The sequence below is a fragment of the Nocardia sp. genome (genome assembly GCF_025465275.1).
In the GTDB taxonomy this organism is placed as follows: Bacteria; Actinomycetota; Actinomycetes; order Mycobacteriales; family Mycobacteriaceae; genus Nocardia.
Genome location: NZ_JAODNK010000097.1, coordinates 45,992 through 66,674, shown reverse-complemented (window position 1 = coordinate 66,674; position 20,683 = coordinate 45,992). Strand labels below are relative to the sequence as shown.

The window sequence follows — 20,683 nt, the reverse complement described above, 5'->3', positions numbered from 1 at the left end:
CGATGGACAAAACGATGCTGCATGTCGCAATCGTCGGGGTGGGACCGCGTGGCCTGAGTGTATTCGAGCGCCTGTGTGCCAATGTCGATCGATTCGACCCCGCACGGGATATCGAGATCACGCTCGTCGACTCCACACGGGTGGGAACCGGGTCCGTGTGGCGCACCGACCAACCGGCACATCTGTTGATGAATACCGTTGCAGCGCAGGTGAGCATCTTCACCGATGAGACGGTGCAGATGCAGGGGCCGGTGGTGGCCGGGCCTAGTCTCTACGAATGGGCGAATGAGCTGCGAGCCTTCGACAACTCCGCCGGGCTACCCGAGGACATGCTCGCCGAGGCCGCGCGACTCGGGCCGGACTCTTATCCCAGCCGGGCTCTCTGTGGCCACTACCTGAGGTGGTCATTCGAGAGGATCAGCGGTCGCCGCGGCCGTCGGGTGAGCGTGCGGGAGATCACTGCCACCGCTACGGACATGTGGGACGGTCCGGGCGGGCTGCAAGCGCTCGAACTCGACTCCGGCCGGCGCATTCACGGTTTGCACGCCGTCGTGCTCACGCAAGGCCACCTTGCGCTGAGCGAACCGGGCCCCGCGGAACTCGCCGACAATGCCGGTCGGGTCGGGCTGACCCACTTCCCGCCGGGGAATGCCGCCGACGTCGATCTCGACCGAATCCCCGCCGGCGAAGCGGTCATCGTTCGCGGACTCGGCCTGACGTTCTTCGACCACCTTGCCCTTCTGACCGTCGGCCGTGGCGGACGATTCACCGAGACCGCCGACGGACCGACCTATATGCCGTCCGGGCGGGAACCGCTCGTCGTCGCCGGGTCCCGTCGCGGCGTCCCGTTCCACGCACGCGGCGAAAACCAGAAGGGCATCGACGGCAGACACGAACCGGTGCTCCTGAATTCGGGGAAGATCGCCGAATTGCGCGACCGGGCACGCCGATTCGGCGATGTTTCGTTTCGGGGCATGGTGTGGCCGCTGATCGCCCGCGAGGTCGAGGCGGTCTACTACGCCGCCCTGATTCGCGATCGAACGAGCAGCCGGGAACTGCACCGGTTTCGCCAGAGCTATCTGGAGGCCCCGACCGAGCGGGAGGCCGGTGCGGTCCTGGCCCGATTCGGCGTGCGGCACGGCGAACACTGGGACTGGGACACCGTCGCCGATCCGGCTCGCGGCCGGCACTATTGCGGCCCGCGGCAGTTCCACGACTGGCTGCTCGCGCATATGGCTGCCGACGTACGCCACGCGCAGCTGGGCAATGTCGACGGTCCCGTCAAGGCCGCGCTGGATGTGCTGCGGGATCTGCGTAACGAGGTCCGGCTGGTCGTCGACCACGGTGGCATCACCGGCAGCTCGTACCGCGACGATCTGGACGGCTGGTACACGCCGTTGAATGCGTTCTTGTCCATCGGACCGCCGGCCCGTCGCATTGCCGAGTTGGCGGCACTGATCCGCGCCGGAACGGTGCGGATCGTGGGGCCGGGAATGCAGGTGCGGGTCGACGCCGAAACCCGTTGTTTCGTCACCGAATCGGGGGCTGTCGACTCCTCGACCGTGACCGCCCGATACCTGATCGATGCGTGGGTGCCCGAACCACACCTGCATCGCACTGCCGACCCGCTGCTGCGTAATCTCTTGCGCCGCAGCGAGGTCCGCGGCTTCACGCTCGCCGATCCCGACGGCGCCGAGTATGCCACCGGCGGATTGGATGTGATCCCGGGTTCGCACCGCCTCATCGACGGCACCGGCCGGACACACCCGCGACGGCACGCTCTCGGCGTTCCGACCGAGGCGGTTCGGTGGGTGACCGCGGCGGGACCACGACCCGGCGTCAATTCGGTGACGCTGGCCGACAGCGATTGCCTCGCACGTACCATCCTGTCCGCCGGCGAAAGTCCGCGGACCGAACTCTCCGAGAAAGGTACCGCTATGGCCAGCAACGATTGGGGACTACTGGCGCCGGTCCGCGCGGGCGTGCCGATCACCGCCGTCACGTCCGACGACGCCTGGATCGACGCCATGGTCGATGTCGAGCTGGCACTGTCGCGGGCTCAGGCCAGGGCGGGTCTCATTCCCGCGGGCGTCACCGAACACATCGCGATCGCGGTGCGGGACCACCGGTTCGACGCCAGGGCCCTCGCGGTCGAGTCCCGGCGGGCCGCCAATCCGGTGGTCGCGTTGGTGGCACGGCTGCATGATGCGGTGGCCGAGGTCGATCCGGTCAGCGCCGACTACGTTCACTACGGGTCGACCAGCCAGGACATCCTCGATACCGCCACCATGCTGATCGCCGACCGCGCGCTGGCGATGATCACCGAGGATCTCGACGCGACCGTCGATTCCCTTGCGCGGCTGGCCCGCCGGCATCGGAATACACCGGTCGCTGCCCGCACCCTGGCCATGCATGCGGTGCCCACCACCTTCGGTGCGAAAGTCGCCAACTGGATGCAGGGGCTGCTGGATGCCCGTGCCCGGCTCGTCGGCGTCCGGGCTGGTCTGCCTGTACAACTCGGGGGCGCGGCGGGCACGCTCGCGTCCTATGTCGAATGCGCGGAAAGCGCCGGTGACGGCCGGGCCCAGCGGCCGCCCGGCGCGATTATGGACAGGCTCACCGACGAATTCGCGGCTGAACTCTCGCTGGCCGTGCCGTCGGCGCCGTGGCACACCCTGCGAACCCCGATCGCCGATCTGGCAGCGGTACTGGCGCTGACGTCGGGAATGCTCGGGAAGTTCGCCGTCGACGTCATCACGCTGTCGCGCACGGAAATCGCCGAAGTAGCCGAGCCGGCTGCCGATGGGCGCGGGGAGTCGTCGGCCATGCCGCAGAAACATAATCCGGTCCTGAGCACCCTGATCCGGACCGCCGCACTGCAGGTGCCCGCGCTGGTTTCCATCTTGTTCGGCGCACTCCTCGCCGAGGACGAACGTTCCGCTGGTGCATGGCACGCCGAATGGCAGCCACTGCGCGAATGCCTGAATCTGGTCGGCGGGGCGGCACACACTGCCGCGGAGTTGGCCGCCGGCCTGACCGCCGACACCGACCGGATGACCGACAACCTGGCCATGACCGGAGGACAGCTGGTCTCCGAACGATTGTCCACCCGGCTCTCCCCGGTCCTAGGCAAAACGGTGGCGAAAAAGACCCTGCAAACCGCGTGCTGCGAGGCACAGGCCCAAAATCGGCCCCTCGCCGAGGTGCTGGCCTCAGACGCGCAGATCACGACTCACCTCACCGTCGAGGAGATCGAGGATCTGCTGCGCGCTGAGAACTATCTCGGCGCCGCACCCGACCTGGTCGACCGGATCCTCCGGCGCTTATAGGCACGAGGTGATCGAATCAAAGGCACTGGCCGTCTCCTGGCCGAGCGGCGCGGATTTCACAGACATGCGGTCGCGATTCACTGTCCGCTACCCCGAAACCCTTCAGTTCTGCCCGGGCGCGGCTATGGACGCCCGTGCCGCTGTTCGATATCGGAGTTGAACCGCTTCAGATACTCCGCGAATGCTGCCACATCTTCGGATGACCAGTCCGCCAGGATGTCCTCCAGCGCGCGCACGCTGTCCGTCCGGTCCGCTTCCAAACGGCGCTCGCCCTCGGCCGTGATCCGTAATTTGCGCGCGATCGCGCCGGCTGGGTCCGGGATCCGGTTCACCAGTCCGGCGCGCAGCATTGCTGCGGATTGCCGGTTGACAGTCGAGGTATCCAAACCCATTGCGTCACTGAGCTGTCCGATGGACATGGGCCCGCCCATGATGAGCCGATACAGCAATGCGTACCAGCTGCGATCGAGGCGATCGGCTCCGCGGATAGCACGCGCGGTCAGGCGGGATCGGCCGAGCAGCATCATCTCGAACTCGATCAGGTGAGTGGACTTGTCCATGCTCACCGGCCGTTGGTGCGGTGAGCATGGGCGGCCAAGGAGTTTCTGAGCTTCTGGATCAACACTCGTGCTTGTTCGGCCTCGGCCTCGGTCCAAGCATCGAGGGCCGACTGCAGACGCCGCGACCTCGACAGTCGAATCCGCCCCAGCAGCTCACGTCCTGTTTCGGTGACCACGATGAGGCTGGCCCGCCGATCGCCGGGATCGCTGTGCCGGCGGATGTATCCGGCGCTGACCAATTCCGTGACATGCCTACTCAGCGCCGACGGGCCGATGACCAGCTCCTCGACCAGATCTACTTGTCGGCACGGGCCCCTGACTTCGAGGGTGCCCAGTATTCCGGTGCCCCCGGGCAGCAGCTGCCGTTCCTCCGGGTGCTGGAGTGCGATGCGGATTGCCCGGCCCATCAGGTAGAGCTCCTTGATCAAGCCCTGCGCCGTATCGGGTGACACTGACACATCCACACTCCGTATTAGATATAGCGGTTACTATAAGACAGTTGAACGGGCTGAGCAACGGGGCGCTGCCGGCTACCTGTGGAGACCTTCGCCGATCGGCCGTTCCTCGGAATCGGTTCGTCGGACTCGCCGCAGCCGAGCCGGTTGAACATCGCCGGTCAATCCACCGGGCGATAGCCACCCGAGTTCCCGTTCCTCTACCAGATGCGTTGTGTGGGCCATTGTTTCGACAAGCGCGGCCACCTGCATTCGACCGACCTCGGCCCACGGGCGCGACCACGTTATCCGTTCCGCGATCTGCCAGATCGTCGGTGTTCCCAGTTCGTCGACAGCGGCGGCGATTTCGCGACAGCGTTGAAAATGATGTTCTTGCAACTGCACCGAGCGGGCCGCAATCCCGCGGAATCGGTACTCGTGCGCCGGCAGGGCCTCGTGATCGTCGTACTGTGCGACTCGGCTGAGTGAGTTGAGAAACCGCGGCAACGGTGATCCGATAGCGCCCGGCGCGAGACCGACACTCGGCGTGATCCGGGGCAGCATATGGTCTCCGGTTATCAACACGCGCGCATCCGGCTCCCGCAGGCACACATGTCCCGGAGTGTGTCCGGGCGTCCACAGCGCAAAGAGCTGCCGACCGGGGAGCGGGACGGAGTCGCCGTCCTCCAGCAGTACATCGGGCTCGATCAGTTCCGCGACATTAGGGCCGTCGAGTTTGTCGAATTGCTCGAGAAATGTGTTGATCGCCGACTCCGGCGTTCCGGCAATGCGCATCAAGCGGGCGACCCGTTCACGGGAGCCCTCCGGTTCGGACCGCGCCTGCTCGATGCGCGCGGGCAGCGAATCGCGCTCCGCTGGATGCATCGCGACCCACGCGCCGGATGCCTCGCGAAGGCGTCCGGACAGCCCGTGGTGATCGGCATGCACGTGTGTCGCGACGATGCCCACGATGTCGTCGATCCCGATGTCGGCCGTCCGGAGCCCGTCGACCAGTGCCTGCCACCCGTCCTCGGATTGCCAACCGGGATCGACAACCACCACACCCTGCTTGCCCGGAACCAGGTAGGTCAGGGTGTATCGCAGCGGATTGTCCGGGAAGGGCACCGGGATCGACCAGATTCCGCCCGCGATCTGCTCGACCGGCGGCATCGCTCGGCTTCGCCAAGCCTCGTGTTGCTGGGTTCCGGTGACCGTGATCGCGGACTTGTCGATGTCGATGTCGATGGCGTCGGAGGTCATCGTTGGCAACCGATCCGCACTACCGCCAGATCCCGTTGCGCGGCTGTTGCTGCACAGCCCCGGGAGCTGGACCGATAACTCGAGCAATCTGAAATCATATATAATATATACAACAGTTCAGGTACCTGCGCCATTGCAGGAGTTGGTGGCGATGAACACTACCGGCGCGGGGTCAAAGAGCTCGGATAGCGCCCAGTGGGGTGAACGGACGTTCCGGCCACCAAGGGTAGAACTCGGGCAAATCGGCCGAAACTCGATCGGGAAACGCTGCTGCTCGCTTCTCGAGGAACGCGCTGATACCTTCCCTGGCATCAGCTGACCGCCCCCGCGAACCCATGGCGCGGGAATCGAGTTCATGAGCGGCCATCGGATGGTCGGCGCCGAGCATCCGCCACAGCATCTGCCGGTTCAATGCAACCGACACGGGTGCCGTATTGGCGGCAATCTCCTCGGCCAGGTCGAGAGCGGCCGGCAATAGCGCGCCGGGCTCGTGCACCGAGCGCACGAGCCCGGCCTCGAGCGCCTCGTCGGCCCCGAAGACTCGGCCGGTGCTCGCCCACTCCATGGCCCGACTGATTCCGACCAGGCGCGGCAGAAACCAGCTCGACGCGGATTCGAGCACGATTCCACGGCGCGCGAAAACGAAACCGAATTTCGCTGTCGTGGAAGCCAATCGGATATCCGCTGCAAGCATCATCGTGATCCCCGCACCGACGGCCGGGCCGTTGAACGCCGCGATGACCGGCTTGAGTGCCTCGAAAATCCGCAGCGACGCGATACCACCGAGGTCGCGATGATTGGCCGGATCGTCGTAGTTGAACCGATCGGGGCCCGAGCCGAGGTCCGCACCGGCGCAGAATCCGCGTCCGCTGCCAGTGATCACGACCACCCGCACCGAATCGTCGGCGTCGGCGCGGTCGAATGCGGCCATCAGTTGCTCGGCCATCAGTGGGGTCAGCGCATTGAGGCGGTCCGGGCGGTTCAGCGTCAAGACAAGGACCGGACCGCGCTGTTCGGCGAGCACATGCTCGGCGACCGGCGCACCCGTGTCAGCCCTTGGGTCCGCCGGCGGCATAGATCACCTGACCCGAAACAAAACCCGCCCCGTCGCTGACCAGGTAGGAGGCCAAATGTGCGATGTCCTCCGGTCGTCCAACTCGCGCGACCGGGATTGCCGCGGCACGCTCGGTCTTGTACTCCTCGAACCCGATTCCCAGTCGCTCCGCTGTGGCCCTCGTCATTTCGGTCTCGATGAAACCCGGTGCAATCGAGTTTGCGGTGACGCCGAACTTGCCCAGTTCGAGCGCCAGTGTCTTGGTGAGCCCCTGGATCCCGGCCTTGGCGGCGGAATAGTTCGCCTGGCCGCGGTTGCCCAGCGCGGACGTCGAAGAGATGCTGACAATCCGGCCGAACTTGGCTTCGACCATGTACTTCTGCGCTGTCCGGGTCACCAGGAAGGCGCCGCGCAGGTGCACGGCAAGCACTGTGTCCCAGTCCTCTTCGGTCATCTTGAACAACAGGTTGTCCCGGGTCACGCCCGCGTTGTTGACAACAACGGTCGGTGGGCCCAACTCTTGCGCCACCCGCCCGACGGCAAGTTCCACCGAGGCGGCGTCGGTCACGTCCGCCGTGATCGCGGCGGCCCGGCCGCCGTCGGCACGGATTGCTTCCGCGGTGTTTTTCGCGCCGGCCTCGTCCAGGTCGAGCACCGCCACGGACATCCCATCCGCGGCGAGTCGGTAGGCAACGGCCGCGCCGATGCCACGGGCGCCGCCGGTGACGATCGCAGTACGTTTGGTCATCGTTCGATCCACTTTCGTTCCGTATCGATATCAGTTGTGCCCGAGAGGCTTTCCCCGGGCGGGTCGACATACAAGTCGAGGGTCGGGTCGGTGCCGCCGCCATACTTCGCGAAATCCGTTACTCCGGCCGCGGCGAGCACTTCGACGTCCAGAAGCGTGCGACCTGTTCCGGCAGTGGGGGATTGCGCGAGCAGGTGAACCGCCGCGTCCGCCATGATCTCGGGGCTTCGACTGCGCGCCAAGGCGTCTGGGCCACCCAGCATTCCGATGACCGCGGTCGCGATCCGGGTTTGCGGCCACAGGCAGTCGGAGGCGATCTTGTTGGCCGCGAATTCCGCCGCCCACCCGAGGGTCAGCAATGTCATCGCGTACTTCGACATGGTGTAGGCGGGAAATTGGCCGAGCCAGTGCGGCGCCAGATTCAGCGGCGGCGACAGGCTGAGTACATGCGCATGATCCGACTGCCGCAGATGGGGGAGACATGCCCGGGTGAGGAGGTAGGTCCCTCGGACATTGACCTGCTGCATCAGATCGAACCGTTTGAGTGGCAATTCGAGCGTGCCTGCCTTGTTGATCGCCCCGGCGTTGTTGATGCAGATATCGACGCCACCGAACCGCTCCACGGCGGTGGCGACCGCCCGCTCGACATCCGCTTCGTCGCGGACGTCCCCGATCACGCCTACCGCGTGACCACCCGCGGCCGCTATCGCGGATACGGCTGTATGTACCGTGCCCGGCAATCGAGCATCCGGCGTATCGGTCTTCGCCAGCAGTACCGCGTTGGCGCCCTCGCGCGCGGCCGCCACCAGAATGGCCAACCCGATACCGCGACTTCCGCCCGACATGACGATGGTGCGCCCGCGTAAAGCCGATCCCACCAGTCCTCCTTGTGATCAGTGGTGGCGCGTGGCGCGCCATTGACCATTGCTGTTATATACTTTATACATTCATCCTGCAAGGGGTGTGCACGTGGCGCAGTTTTCGTGCAGGTAACAAACGGTCAACTGTATGTGTATATACTTTGTTTTGGATAAGATCAGTACCGCTACCGAGGAGGCAGTCATTACCAGCTCGGCTTCAGCCCTGCCGCGGCCCTTTGACGATGGTGGTGCCTCGTCCGGGGGACTGTCCCGTCCCACCAGCGCGCATCAGGTTGCCGGATACATCCGCCAGCTCATCTTCGAGAACAAACTCAAGGTCGGCGACCGTATCCGTCAGGACGAAATCGCGGCCGAATTGCGTGTCAGCCGTGTCCCGGTCCGAGAGGCTGTAATCGCCCTCGACCGCGAGGGCTGGGTGATGATCGAGCCGCACCGCGGCGCGTTCGTGGTCGGCCTCGATGAGAATTCGACGCGTGATCACTACGAATTGATGGGCCGGATATACGGTTTCGGTGCACGCCGGGCCGCTGAGCGCGGCACACCGGAGCAGATCACGGAGCTGGGCAGGCTGCATCGCAGACTGCAGGAGGCCACCGGGGCGGACGAGTTCAGCCAGCTCAATATGGAATTCCTGCATCGGCTGTTCGTGCTCGCCGCCTCCCGGCGAATCACCGCCACAGTCCGGCTGATGACGGTCAGTATCGTGCCCGGTAATTACTTCGCCGAGGTTCCCGACGCCATTCGACTCCAGAAGCGCGGGTTGCGTGCGGTGATGCGCGCGCTGAAGGCGAACGACGGCGAGACGGCCGAGCTGGAATTCGTGAAAATGCTTCAGCAGGAATCCGAAAAGGTGGTCGCCCTGCTGTCCGCACGCGGAGTGATCGGCGAATCCGCCGATTAGCGGCCTTCGAATGTAGGGCTGCGACGGTCGATGAAAGCGCGTAAGCCCTCACGGAAATCGGGACTGCGGGAACTGAGTTCCATCGCGTAGGCCTCAGTTGTCAAGTGCTGGTACAGGTCTTGTTCCGAGGCGGAGTTCAGTAGCCGCTTCGTGAGCCCGAGCGCCACGGTGGGTCCGCCGGCGAGGCGAGCTACCAGATCGTCGGCCACGACCTCTACCTTCTCGGATTCGGCTGTGGTGTGGGCGATTCCCCATTCGACCGCCTCGATGCCGGAAAACTTTCGGTCGAGCATGAGCAGTTCGCGGGCCCGGGCCATTCCTACGGTCCGGGGGAGTAGCCACGTGCTCGCGGAGTCGGGTGTGAATCCGCGGCGTAGGAACGGGTACCAGAAGACCGAATCGACCGCGGCGACAGTGAAATCGGCGGCCAGCGCCAGTTGTGCGCCGATGCCCACGGCCCATCCCCGAATGGCGCAGACCACAGGAAGCTGAATCTCCAGGAGCAAGGGGATGAGCCGGTTCGCCTGCGTCGGCAGCCGACGCTGAATACTGCCCGTGCGGGGCCGCTCGTCGGTCTCGGCGCGCGCGTTGCGCGCGACGATATCGAAACCACTGCAAAAGTCTTTGCCCGTGCTCGTCAGCAGAATGGCGCGCAAGCTGTCATCGGTCGCTGCTGTCTCGAGCGATCGGATGAACCCGGCGACCGAGGTGTCGGTCAGCGCATTGCGCCGCTCCGGGTCGTTGAGGGTCAGCCGCAGCACGTTGCTATCGACGGTGACGTCGAGACCGTCCACCGATTCGTACCGATTCATCGTCACACTCCTGGGCTCAACTCGCGGGCCTGCTCGCGCAGAACACCTTTGACCACCTTGCCGGCCGCATTGGTTGGCAGTTCGGTCCTGATATAGACCATGCGGGGCACCTTGTAATTGGCCATCTTCTGCCGCGCCCAAGCGATCAACTCTTCTTCGCCGAGTTCGGAACCTCGCCTGAGGACAATGAATGCGGCGCCGACTTCCCCCATCCGTTCGTCGGGAATGCCGATCACCGCGGACTGCGCGACGGCGGGATGGCTGTCCAGGATCTTCTCGATCTCCGCCGGGTAGGCGTTGAATCCACCGACGATGTACATATCCTTGATGCGGTCGGTGATTCTGATGCGCCCGTTCTCGTCGATCGTGCCGATGTCGCCGGTGTGTAGCCAGCCGTTCTTGTCGATGGTGGCCGCTGTCTCGGCGTCTTCCCCGAAGTAGCCCTTCATGACGGTATAACCGCGCACCAGGATCTCGCCCTGATCGCCCGGCGGAAGCGGCTTGCCTTCCGAGTCTGCCGCTATGACGGAAAGATGCGGTAGTGGACGCCCGCAAGTCGTGGCGACCGTCTCCAGCGGGTCGTCATGCCGGCACATGGAGACGATCGCGCAGGACTCGGTCAGGCCGTAACCGGTGACGATGTGCGAAAAGCCGAGGCTCTCCTTGATGCGATAGAGCAGATTCGGCGGAACGCTGGCGGCGCCCGTCACCGCCAGGCGCAGGCTGGATACACCATCGGTGGTGAAATCCGGATGCTCGAGCATGGTTTGGTACAGCGTCGGGGTTCCGGGAAGAACGGTGACGCGTTCCCGGCGGACCATATCCAGTACGTGCGCTACATCGAGCGTCTTCTCGGGCAGGATTGTCGCGCCGGAAATGAGGGAGGCCAGCCAGCCTGCCTTATATCCGAATCCATGAAAGAACGGATTGACGACCAGGTATCGGTCTTGCTCCCGCAATCCGACCATCTCCGACCACACGGTGTAGGCGCGCAGCGTCTGCTGATGAGTGCACATGGCGCCCTTCGGCTTTCCCGTTGTGCCCGAGGTGAACAGCATGTCCGAGAGATCCTCCGGACCGACCTCGGCCGCTCGCCGCTCCGCGTCGGCCGGGGTAATCGCATCGCCGGACGCGAGGAACTCATTCCAGGTGTGCACGCCGCGGCGCGGCTCGGAGTCGAAGGCGACCGCGTGTTCCAGTTGCGGTAGCAGCGCGTAGGGGTGGTTCTTGCCGAGGGCGCCCGCAGCGGTCCGCAGGAAGAGCGGATAGTCCCGCCCGAGGAATTCGCCTACCACGCAAAGGATCCGCGCTTCGCTCTTGCGCAGAATGTACGTTGCCTCCTCGGCGAGGAAGCGCGTATTCAGGGGGACGAGCACCCCACCGGCACGTTGAATGCCCAGCGCGGCGACAACCCAGTGCCAGGAATTCGGCGCCCAGATCGCCACCCGATCACCCTTTTCGACGCCGAGGGCAAGGAAGGCGCGGGTGGCTCGCCACACGAGGGAATCGAGTTCGGCATAGCTCAGTCGGACGTCGCCGTCCACGATTGCCTCGCCGTCTGTCAGTCGAAGCGCGACATCGGTGAGCATTCCGCCGATAGTGCCCCAGCGCAGGTCTCCGCGGGGGTCCGCGGCCTCTCCGGAGGGAAGTAGCCCTGTCTCATCTTGCATATATTATATATATAGTACTAACGACCTGAAAGTCTACGGCCCCCAGGAGAGATCGCGTGCCTGACTTGGACAACACCCGGCGGATTGCGGACGAGTTGGAGATTCGGAACGTCGTCGCACAGATTGCGCACCATTCCGATGACGGTCCGCTCGAGCTCTACGGGTCGCGATTCACGGTCGATGCTCTGTGGGAGATGCCGGGGGCCGCGGTGCGCCGAGGGCGGGGCGAGATCCTCGCCGCGGCGGTATCGAGGAGGAATGCCGGGACGACCGGGCCCGGAAGCGGAACTCGGCACGTAATCACCACCGTGGCAGTCCAGGTCGAGGGGGATCACGCTGCCGCGGAGTCTTACTGGCTCTTCTACGGCAACACAGACGTCGAGCCGGAATTGCGCTCGATGGGCAAATACCGTGACTCGTTCCTCCGGACTGCGGACGGTTGGCGGCTGAGCCGCAGGCTGATCACCCCCGGCTGATCCCCTCCATGCGCGGTTGCGCGGGGGAGGGGCCGGGCGTAGGAATCCCGCTATGCCGGTAGGTGTTCGAATACCGCGGTCAGTCCCTGCCCACCGCCGATGCACATCGTTTCCAGCCCGTACCTGCCGCTTCGGCGATCGAGCTCACGCAGGAGTGTGGTCAGGATCCGGCAGCCCGTTGCGCCGACCGGGTGCCCCAGGGAAATGCCGGATCCGTGCACATTGATCCGTTCCCAGTCCGTATCGGACAAGCCCCACTCGGTCGTGCACGCGAGGACCTGGGCGGCAAATGCTTCATTGATCTCGATCAGATCGATATCGGCAAGTTTCAGCCCGGCGCGGTCGAGAGCCGCTGCCGTGGATGGTACCGGGCCGATACCCATGGTGCGCGGGGGTACGCCGGCCACCGCCCAGGAAACCAGCCGCGCAATCGGTCGCAGGCCGAGCTGTTCGGCCCTCGCCGGGTGTGTCACGATACAGGCTGCGGCGCCGTCGTTTTGGCCACTTGCGTTGCCTGCGGTAACGGTCGCATCCGGGTCCGTGTCGACAAGGATCGGGCGAAGCCTGACCAATGCGTCCAGGGAGCTGTCGGCTCGAGGATGCTCGTCGGACTTAACCACTACCTCCCCTCGCCGCGTTCGAACAGTAACTGGAACGATCTCCTCGTCGAATACGCCCGCCTGCTGGGCTGCGGTAGCGCGCTGGTGGGATCGCAATGCCAGTTCATCTTGCGCCAACCGTGAGATCCCGTACGCGGCGCGCAAATTCTCGGCGGTTTCGAGCATTCCGCCGGGCACCGGATGGTGACGGCCGCCGGCTGTAACTCGTCCCTGTGCCAACGCGTCGTGGAGAGTGACGCCGCCGCCTCGAACACCCCAGCGCATACTCGTGGAGTAGAGCGGTGCCGAGCTCATGCTCTCCACCCCGCCGGCGATGATCAGATCACTGACGCCGGTCTGGATTTGCATCGCAGCGTTCAGTACGGCTTGCAGGCCCGAACCGCATCGACGATCCATCTGCATACCGGCGACGCTGACGTCGAATCCCGCGTCGAGCGCCGCGACGCGGCCGATGGCCGGGGCATCGGAGTTTGGATAACACTGTCCCAGTAGGACTTCGTTGATGTCCGCTGAGGAGATCCCGGTCCTTTTGGCTAATTCGCGGAGGACGGTAGCGGCGAGATCTGGGGGAGTCACGTCCCGCAGGGCGCCACCGTAACCACCCACCGGTGTCCGAATCGGCTCACAAATAACGGCTTCACGCATGGGCTGGACTCCCGGTTGGTCTCGGACTCTTGGCAGAAGGGAATATACATTATATATTGGGCGGGCGATCGGCTGGCCTGGGCCGCGTAGAGGTGGAAGGTTTCGGCGGAATGGATGTAAGCAACAAGATTGCCGTGGTCGTAGGCGGCGGTTCAGGCATGGGCCGGGCCACGGCCGAATTGTTGGCCGACCGAGGAGCCACAGTGGCCATCCTGGATCTGCCGGGCAGTCAAGGTAAAGAGGTGACGGATTCCTTGGTCGGGGGCGCCACCTTCCACCCGTGCGACATCACCGATGAGGCGGGCACCGACGAGGCGCTGCAGGCGGTCGTCCGGGACCACGGCGGTATGCATGTCGCGGTGAACACTGCGGGCGGCGGGGTCAGCAAGCGCATCATCGGCAAGGACGGGCCGCTACCGCTGGCCGAGTTTCGAAAGCTCATCGAGCTCAACCTGATCGGAACTTTCAACCTCAACCGGTTGCAGGCCTGGCACATGAGCAAGAACGAGCCGGACGAGGACGGGGAGCGAGGCGTCCTCATCAACACCTCGTCGATCGCCGCCTTCGAAGGACAGATCGGACAGGTCGCTTACACGGCGGCCAAGGCCGGTATTGCGGGAATGAGCCTCACCATGGCGAGGGACCTCGGTGGCTTGGGTATTCGGGTGCTGGCCATTGCGCCCAGTCTCTTCGCTACCGGATTGCTGGAAGCGGCCTCGGATGAACTCATCTCCACTCTGACCAAGGACGCCGCGTTTCCGAAGCGCGCCGGAAGACCACAGGAATACGCCTGGCTGGTCGAGGCCATCGTCCGCAATCCGATGCTCAACGGCCAAACCATCAGGCTCGATGGCGGCCAACGCTTCGCTCCGCGATAGGGCCGCTGATGCAACCTTTGTCGGGACTTGTCGTCGTCGCGATCGAACAGGCCGTGTCCGCGCCGATCTGTACTCGGCATCTGGGTGATCTCGGCGCTCGGGTCATCAAGGTGGAGAACCGAATCGGTGGCGACTTCGCTCGAGACTACGACGACGTCGTACGCGGAATGGGCGCCCACTTCGTCTGGGCCAACCGGAACAAGGAGTCGGTCGCGCTGGACCTGAAGCAGCCGCGTGGCCAGGAGGTGCTGGCCCGGCTGATCGACCGGGCCGACATCTTGGTTCAGAATCTTGCTCCAGGCGCCGCCGGTCGAATCGGAGTGGATATGGCGGAGTTGCGAGCCGTGAATCCGCGCTTAATCACCGTGGATATCTCCGGATTCGGCCGCGGCGGGCCCTACTCCGACGCGCGGGCCTATGATCTGCTCGTTCAAGCGGAGGCCGGGTCGTGCGCTATCACCGGCACTCCCGAACAACCGGCTAAACCGGGTATACCCATCGCCGATATCGGTGCGGGTATGTATGCGTTGTCGAGCGTGCTGACCGCCCTGTTTGTCCGAGAGCGCACCGGCGAGGGCGCGGAGATCTCCGTGGGCCTGTTCGATGTCGTGGCCGAGTGGATGGGCTTCGCGTTGAATCAGGCCCGTTACGGGGGCGCCGATGTCCAGCCGAACGGACTCAGCTCGCCGATGGTGTCACCGTACGGGGCGTATCGGACCAGCGACGGTCAGGTCCTCGTCTTGGGTACGACGAACGATCGAGAGTGGCGGCGGCTCGCTCTGGATGTGTTGCGGCGTCCCGATCTTGCGGAGGATCCGCGGTTCGCGTCCAACGCAGACCGGGTGAAACGGCGCGCCGAACTCGATGCCGTCATCGGTGCGTGGGTCGGCGAGCGGGCATTGGACTCCTGCCGGAAGGCCGCAGACGCGGCCGGGATCGGCCACGCTCGACTGAACTCGCCGACCGATGTACTCGACCATCCACAGTTGGTGGAGCGGGGGCGCTGGGAAGAGATCGCCTCTCCCGTCGGTGCTGTTCTCGGACTGCTTCCCCCGCCCGAGGTGCTGGGCTGGGACTGGCGGCTGGACCCGGTCCCTGCCCTCGGTGAGCACACGACGGCCGTGCTGCGCGAACTGGGTTTCGGCACGGAGGAGATCGAAGCAATGGAGGCCGCAGGGGTGGCCGGCGCGGCTGAATGATGGGTATCCGTCGGGGGTACCGATTAGACTCAAACTGTATACTATATCAAAGATGTTTTATGACCCTGGAGGCTAGAGATGACGGAGAACCTTGCTCGGGCCGATGCGCTCGAAGAGCGGTTGGCATTGATCCCGCCGTTGATCGACGTCGATGCCCACGTCGTCGAGCCGCCGGATCTGTGGAGCAAACGACTCCCTGCTCGGCTGCGCGATATCGGGCCGAGGATCGAGCGGGCGCCCGGCGGTGAAGTCACCCTGGTCGACGGCAGGTATGTCGAGGTGCCGGGCACCGAAGGCCCCGATGTGGCCTGGTGGGTCTATGAAAACAGCCGCACCCAGATCAAGCGGTACATCGCCGCAGCGGGTGTTCCTGCCGATGAAGTCACCAATGAAGGAATCGACTATCCGGATATGCGGCCCGGCTGTTGGATTCCGTCCGAGCGGCTCCTCGATATGGATCGCAACGGCGTGCAGGCGCAGATGTGCTTTCCGAACTACGTGCGTTTCTGCGGGCAGATCTTTCTCTGGGGAAAGGACCGGGAGCTGGCGAAACTGTGTGTCGAGGCCTACAACGATTGGATGGTCGAGGAGTGGTGCGGTCCCAGCGAAGGTCGGCTGATTCCGCTGTGCCTGGTACCGCTGTGGGACGTTGATCTGGCTGTTGCCGAGCTTCGGCGGAACGCGGCGCGCGGTGTCCGAGCCGTCGCCTTCAGTGAATTGCCGGCATATCTGGACCTGCCGAGTCTGCATTCGGGGTACTGGGATCCGTTCTTCGCCGCGTGCGAGGACACGGGCACAGTCCTGTCGATGCACATCGGCTCCGGCACCAAAACGCCCCAGACATCGGCCGACGCCCCCGGCGCGGTCGGCGCGACCATCATCTTCGGTAACAGTGTCGCGAGCATGACCGACTTCCTGTTTTCCGGTGTGCTGCACCGATTCCCGAATTTGAAGCTGCTGTACGCCGAGGCGCAGATCGGGTGGATTCCCTACGTGCTGGAGCGCATGGACGATGTTTGGGAGACCCACCGAGGCTGGGCGAACGGTCAGCTGAACTGCCCCGAACTGCCCTCGACCTACTACTACCGCCAGATATCGAGCTGTTTCTTCAAAGACTCCGTCGGTGTGGAGCTGCTCGACAAAGTCGGGTTGGACAACGTGCTGTTCGAGACTGACTATCCGCATCAGGACGGGACCTGGCCGCATTCTCGAGAGGCGGCGGCAATGCAGTTCGGTCATTTGGAACAGACCGCAATCAATAAGATCGCCAGGGGAAACGCGATCAAGCTGCTCGGGCTTTCGTTCCCTATCTGACAGGCTGCTCTCCCTCATGATTCGTCACGGTGACCTCCTCGCGGCTGCGCAGGACTGCCAGGAGATCGCCGTCACCATGCTGGACGGCGAGGACATCCCCGAGAAGACCGCGCGATTGGCTTCGGCCGCTTTCGACTGTGCCCGGGAAGGCGTGCCGATCGACACCGTCCTCTATGTGATCCATTTGGGCATCGATGTCGGTATAGATCTGGTCGTGCCCAACGTCACCGCAGCGGATTACGATGATCTCATCGCCGGCGTTCCGGCCCGTACGGAGCTGCTCGAGATCATCAATGGCGCGATCGCGCGCGCCTATTTGCGTGAGCTGCAGGTGACGGTCCGGGACCGCCGGGCCAGCGTTCGGGCGCTGACCTCGGCGCTGCTGGCCGGGCATGCGACAGCGCTCTTCTCCCGCGAATGCGGTATCGATGTGGCCTCGCGGTATTCGGTTGTGGCGCTGTCGATTCCGGAAAATCCAGGCGAGTCGCCTACGATGGTGGACGGCTCGGCAGCCGCACATCGACGGCTGGGGCGTATCCAGGCACTTCTCACGGTCCAATACAGCGAGACGGTATTGGCCGACCTGGGTGCCGATGATACGACGCTGCTCGCCCCGACCGAGGAATTCGCGGATGCGGATCTCGAAGTCCTGGTCGACCGGCTGTCGCAGGCTGCGGGTGCCCCGATCATCGCGGCCGTTGTGCCGGCCGTCCTCGCTCAGATACCCGAGGCTGCCAAGCACGCCCATGAGTTGCTGGACGTGGCACATCGGCTCAAGCGTGCGCCGGCCCTCTACCGCTTCAACGATCTGGTCCTCGAATACCAGGCCACCCGCCCCGGTCCGGGGCGTGAGGCGCTCGTGTCGATCCTCGATCCCCTCGACGCTCATCCGGAGTTGCTGGAGACGTTGGAATGTCACATCGGAACCGGTTTCAACCGTAAGCGCACCGCGCATACGCTGCACATTCATGCTAATACCGTCGACTATCGAATAAAGCGGATCGGACGGCTCACCGGCATCGATTCTGCGGCGATATCTGGCTTGTTTCACCTGCGTTTGGCGCTCATCGCCCGCACCTACATCGGTGCAGAGACGAATACATTCGCCTCTTGAAATAGAGATATATAGCATCTACTATGGCACTGCAGTGAAAATGTGTGGATATTTCGTCTATCTACCTAATTACTGCCGTACCTGGACGCAACGGCGCGCGTGTGGACGTGCCCTTTCTTCAATGCGGGTACGATCGCTCGAAACCACACGGGATGTCTCTATGGAAAATAGTACTGTGAACAAGGCTGGGAAATTCGGCGACGATCAGGAAGCGAAAGTTTCCGCTCCATCGCGCCGCGGATTCCTCGGGGGCGCGGTTGCTGCTGCGGCGTCGTTGACTTTGATCGCCCAGGCTGGTCCGGTGCGTGCCGACACAGCACCGGTCGATCGGCGACGAGTCGTGGTGATCGGTAGCGGGTTCGGCGGCGGCGTCGCGGCGAGTCGGCTGGCGGCCGCCGGTGTCGACGTCCTCGTTCTGGAGCGCGGAATATGGTGGAAGACCGGTCCTAATGCCGAGACTTTCTCCCATACACTGAATCCGGATAAACGTTCTACTTGGCTCGACAATACAACCGCGAGCGGTGTCCCGGCCCTCTTCGACAAGTACACGGGAATTATTGAACGCGTCAAGGGCAACGGCATGGATATCATGTGTGGTGCTGCTGTCGGCGGCGGATCGCTCAACTACCACGGCATGACTCTGCAGCCGACCGAGGCGAATTTCGTCAGAGATATCCCCGGTATCGACTACGGTCCGATGAACGATATCTTCTACCCCCGCGTCGCGAAGGTATTGCAGCCGACGGTGCTTCCGGATGATCTGTGGAATAATGACGCCTATCAGAGCAGTCGCGTCGTCGCGGGCATGATCAAGGACGCTGGATTTCAGCCCTTTCATATACCGCTACCCATTGACTGGGAATTCGCGCGGATGGAGCTCAGGGGTCAAGCGAAACCGGCATACACCAACAGTGATATCACCTACGGCGTTAACAACGGCGGAAAACGCAGTGTCGACGTGACGTGGATCAAATCGGCGGTGGACAGCGGGCATGCGACGGTGGCGCCCCTGCACATCGTTCGCGATATTGCCCGCACCGCTGCTGGAAAGTGGAGTATCAAAGCGGATCGCATCGATACCGGTGGAAATGTTCTCGAACACAAGGAGATCGTCGCCGACGCGGTCTTCCTGGCCGGAGGATCGGCGGGCACCACGCGGCTGCTCGTCAAGGCAAAAGCCAAGAAGCTGATTAGCAACCTGCCCGACGGCGTAGGCAAGAACTGGGGCAGCAACGGTGACCGGATCTATCTCGTGCACGAAACCTTCGGTAAGGATTGGGGGCAGCAGGGTGGCCCCGCAAATATCGGTGTGAAGTTCTGGGATGACAAGGAAGGACCGATCACCATCGTCCATGGCACAGCGCCTTTGCCGACCATCGCCGGAATGGCGAGCATTATCGGCTACGGCTCGCTGAAGCCCAAGGGGGTGTTCACCTATGACTCAGGTAAGGACGACGCGGTGTTGCAGTGGTCCAACGATTATGACGCCGCCCTCGTCAAGCGGATTCGCGAGAAGGTCGATCTGATCTTCAACAACAAACTCGGCGCGGCGGTCATCGATACGAACGACACGGGTTCGCTGACCTGGCATGCCCTAGGTGGTGCGACGCTCGGCTCGGTGTGCGACAACTTCGGGCGGGTGCTCCAACAGCATGGCCTCTACGTCGTAGACGGTGCCTTGATTCCCGGCAGTACCGGTGCGTGCAATCCCTCGTTCACGATCGCCGCCCTGGCGGAGCGGTGCATGGACGACATTCTGAAGAAGGACCTGGGCTCGGTCTTCTGACCCCCACGTGCTGCATATCAACAAATCCCGGGCCAGCACCGTTCTGGTCCGGGGCAACGAACTCGAGGAATACCATAATGACGATTTCGCGCGCCGTTCGCGGCACCGTGGCCGGCCTGGCCGTAGCGCTCATCGCAGCATTCCCCGCAGCGCTCACACCCGCCGCACTGGCAGACATAGACATCCCGGTATTGCAGTCGCCGCCGAAGGAGGAATCGCTCGAACTGACCAACGCCCCCAACGCTCGTGATATCGGCGGCTTTCTGACCTGGGGCGCTGGCGGCAAGCTCGCATCGGGGCAGGTCTTCCGGTCCGATGCGTTGAACAAGCTCGACGCGGGCGACCAGCAGAAGCTGGTGTCGGCGGGCATTACCAAATCCATCGACTTCCGCAGTCCCGCTGAGCGCGGCCAAAATCCGGACAAGCTGCCGGACTCCATCCCGGAGGAGTCGCTGCCCGTCTACGACCCGAACAATGACTTCTACCTGTTCCTCGCCAAGGCAGTGCAGGGTGGGCCGGCCGCACAGCAGCAGCTGCTGGGTGACGGCAAGGCTGCGCAGTTCATGGTCGGCTACTACCGTTGGATGATCATCGATCCGATCGCGCGCCAGCAGTTCGGCACCGCGTTCAAGATGATCGCGAACTCGTCGGGGTCGATCCTCTACCACTGCACCGCCGGTAAGGACCGCACGGGCTGGATGACCGCCATTCTCATGAGCGCGCTGGGCGTCCCGAAGTGGCGGATCTACCAGGACTACCTGGCCTCCAATGAAAATCTGAAGGTCGAGAACGACGCGACGTTGAAGGCCATGGTCGCCAGCGGGAAGGTGACCGACCCGTCGCTGTTCGAACCGGTGCTGGGAGTGGACCGCTCCTACCTGGATGGGTCCTTCGATCAGGTGGAACAGAGCTTCGGTTCGTTCGATGCGTTCTTGTCGAAGGGCCTGGATATCGACGACGCGACCGTGAACGCGTTGAAGGCGAAGCTGCTCAACCGATAGC

The 20,683-nt window shown here is 63.9% G+C and carries 18 protein-coding genes; 9 read left to right on the top strand and 9 right to left on the bottom strand.

The features are described 5' to 3' along the window. The first annotated feature begins 14 nt into the window (after positions 1-14). Positions 15-3,329 carry a 3-carboxy-cis,cis-muconate cycloisomerase family FAD/NAD(P)-binding protein gene (locus tag JWN03_RS23195; RefSeq protein WP_297618732.1) on the top strand — a complete coding sequence of 1,105 codons (3,315 nt, stop codon included), beginning with the start codon at positions 15-17 and terminating at the stop codon, positions 3,327-3,329. 122 nt (positions 3,330-3,451) lie between these two features. Here the strand turns inward: JWN03_RS23195 and JWN03_RS23190 are convergent, their stop codons facing one another. The 6 genes from JWN03_RS23190 to JWN03_RS23165 all read right to left on the bottom strand — a co-directional run bounded on the left by JWN03_RS23190 (position 3,452) and on the right by JWN03_RS23165 (position 8,266). Continuing rightward, entirely contained in the window at positions 3,452-3,889 is a 438-nt protein-coding gene (locus tag JWN03_RS23190) for a MarR family winged helix-turn-helix transcriptional regulator (RefSeq protein WP_297618802.1), read from the bottom strand. 2 nt (positions 3,890-3,891) lie between these two features. Beyond that, positions 3,892-4,347 (bottom strand): MarR family winged helix-turn-helix transcriptional regulator, encoded by a 456-nt coding sequence (locus JWN03_RS23185; RefSeq protein ID WP_297618729.1) that lies wholly within the window; start codon positions 4,345-4,347, stop codon positions 3,892-3,894. A 72-nt stretch (positions 4,348-4,419) separates the two neighbouring features. Next, the gene (locus tag JWN03_RS23180; protein WP_297618726.1) at positions 4,420-5,583 is read right to left on the bottom strand and encodes an MBL fold metallo-hydrolase; all 1,164 of its coding nucleotides are present in this window, start codon (positions 5,581-5,583) and stop codon (positions 4,420-4,422) included. Positions 5,584-5,755: 172 nt separating this feature from the next. Further along, a complete protein-coding gene (locus JWN03_RS23175; protein WP_297618724.1) occupies positions 5,756-6,658 on the bottom strand; it encodes an enoyl-CoA hydratase-related protein in 903 nt (300 codons plus the stop codon). Then, a complete protein-coding gene (locus tag JWN03_RS23170; protein WP_297618721.1) occupies positions 6,633-7,385 on the bottom strand; it encodes an SDR family oxidoreductase in 753 nt (250 codons plus the stop codon). The genes JWN03_RS23175 and JWN03_RS23170 overlap by 26 nt, the downstream gene beginning before the upstream one ends. Next, positions 7,382-8,266, bottom strand: coding sequence for an SDR family oxidoreductase (locus JWN03_RS23165; protein WP_297618799.1), 885 nt, complete (start codon positions 8,264-8,266; stop codon positions 7,382-7,384). Before JWN03_RS23165 ends, JWN03_RS23170 begins: the two co-directional genes overlap by 4 nt. Positions 8,267-8,411: 145 nt before the next feature. Between JWN03_RS23165 and JWN03_RS23160 the strand changes: the two genes are divergently transcribed. Next, positions 8,412-9,167 (top strand): GntR family transcriptional regulator, encoded by a 756-nt coding sequence (locus tag JWN03_RS23160; RefSeq protein WP_297618718.1) that lies wholly within the window; start codon positions 8,412-8,414, stop codon positions 9,165-9,167. Here the strand turns inward: JWN03_RS23160 and JWN03_RS23155 are convergent. Both JWN03_RS23155 and JWN03_RS23150 read right to left on the bottom strand, forming a co-directional pair. After that, complete coding sequence (locus tag JWN03_RS23155; protein WP_297618715.1) at positions 9,164-9,979, bottom strand: enoyl-CoA hydratase/isomerase family protein; 816 nt, start codon at positions 9,977-9,979, stop codon at positions 9,164-9,166. The genes JWN03_RS23160 and JWN03_RS23155 overlap by 4 nt on opposite strands. 2 nt (positions 9,980-9,981) lie before the next feature. Then, on the bottom strand, positions 9,982-11,649 hold the full coding sequence (locus tag JWN03_RS23150; protein WP_297618712.1) for a FadD3 family acyl-CoA ligase: 1,668 nt from the start codon (positions 11,647-11,649) through the stop codon (positions 9,982-9,984). A 56-nt stretch (positions 11,650-11,705) separates the two neighbouring features. On the opposite strand from JWN03_RS23150, the gene JWN03_RS23145 reads away from it, so the two are divergent. Beyond that, a complete protein-coding gene (locus JWN03_RS23145) occupies positions 11,706-12,125 on the top strand; it encodes a nuclear transport factor 2 family protein (protein WP_297618709.1) in 420 nt (139 codons plus the stop codon). A 50-nt stretch (positions 12,126-12,175) separates the two neighbouring features. Here JWN03_RS23145 and JWN03_RS23140 read toward each other — a convergent pair whose 3' ends face one another. Continuing rightward, on the bottom strand, positions 12,176-13,390 hold the full coding sequence (locus tag JWN03_RS23140) for an acetyl-CoA C-acetyltransferase (RefSeq protein WP_297618706.1): 1,215 nt from the start codon (positions 13,388-13,390) through the stop codon (positions 12,176-12,178). Between the two features lie 110 nt (positions 13,391-13,500). Here JWN03_RS23140 and JWN03_RS23135 point away from each other — a divergent pair, with 110 nt between their 5' ends. From JWN03_RS23135 to JWN03_RS23110, 6 genes are all read left to right on the top strand, one after another. Then, positions 13,501-14,268, top strand: coding sequence for an SDR family NAD(P)-dependent oxidoreductase (locus tag JWN03_RS23135; protein WP_297618703.1), 768 nt, complete (start codon positions 13,501-13,503; stop codon positions 14,266-14,268). An 8-nt stretch (positions 14,269-14,276) separates the two neighbouring features. Then, positions 14,277-15,467 carry a CaiB/BaiF CoA transferase family protein gene (locus JWN03_RS23130; protein ID WP_297618700.1) on the top strand — a complete coding sequence of 397 codons (1,191 nt, stop codon included), beginning with the start codon at positions 14,277-14,279 and terminating at the stop codon, positions 15,465-15,467. Positions 15,468-15,545: 78 nt separating this feature from the next. Then, complete coding sequence (locus tag JWN03_RS23125; protein WP_297618697.1) at positions 15,546-16,781, top strand: amidohydrolase family protein; 1,236 nt, start codon at positions 15,546-15,548, stop codon at positions 16,779-16,781. Positions 16,782-16,797: 16 nt separating this feature from the next. Further along, entirely contained in the window at positions 16,798-17,895 is a 1,098-nt protein-coding gene (locus JWN03_RS23120) for a PucR family transcriptional regulator (RefSeq protein WP_297618694.1), read from the top strand. Between the two features lie 175 nt (positions 17,896-18,070). Beyond that, a complete protein-coding gene (locus JWN03_RS23115; RefSeq protein WP_297618691.1) occupies positions 18,071-19,681 on the top strand; it encodes a GMC oxidoreductase in 1,611 nt (536 codons plus the stop codon). Positions 19,682-19,758: 77 nt separating this feature from the next. Next, entirely contained in the window at positions 19,759-20,682 is a 924-nt protein-coding gene (locus JWN03_RS23110; RefSeq protein WP_297618688.1) for a tyrosine-protein phosphatase, read from the top strand. Position 20,683 lies beyond the last annotated feature (1 nt).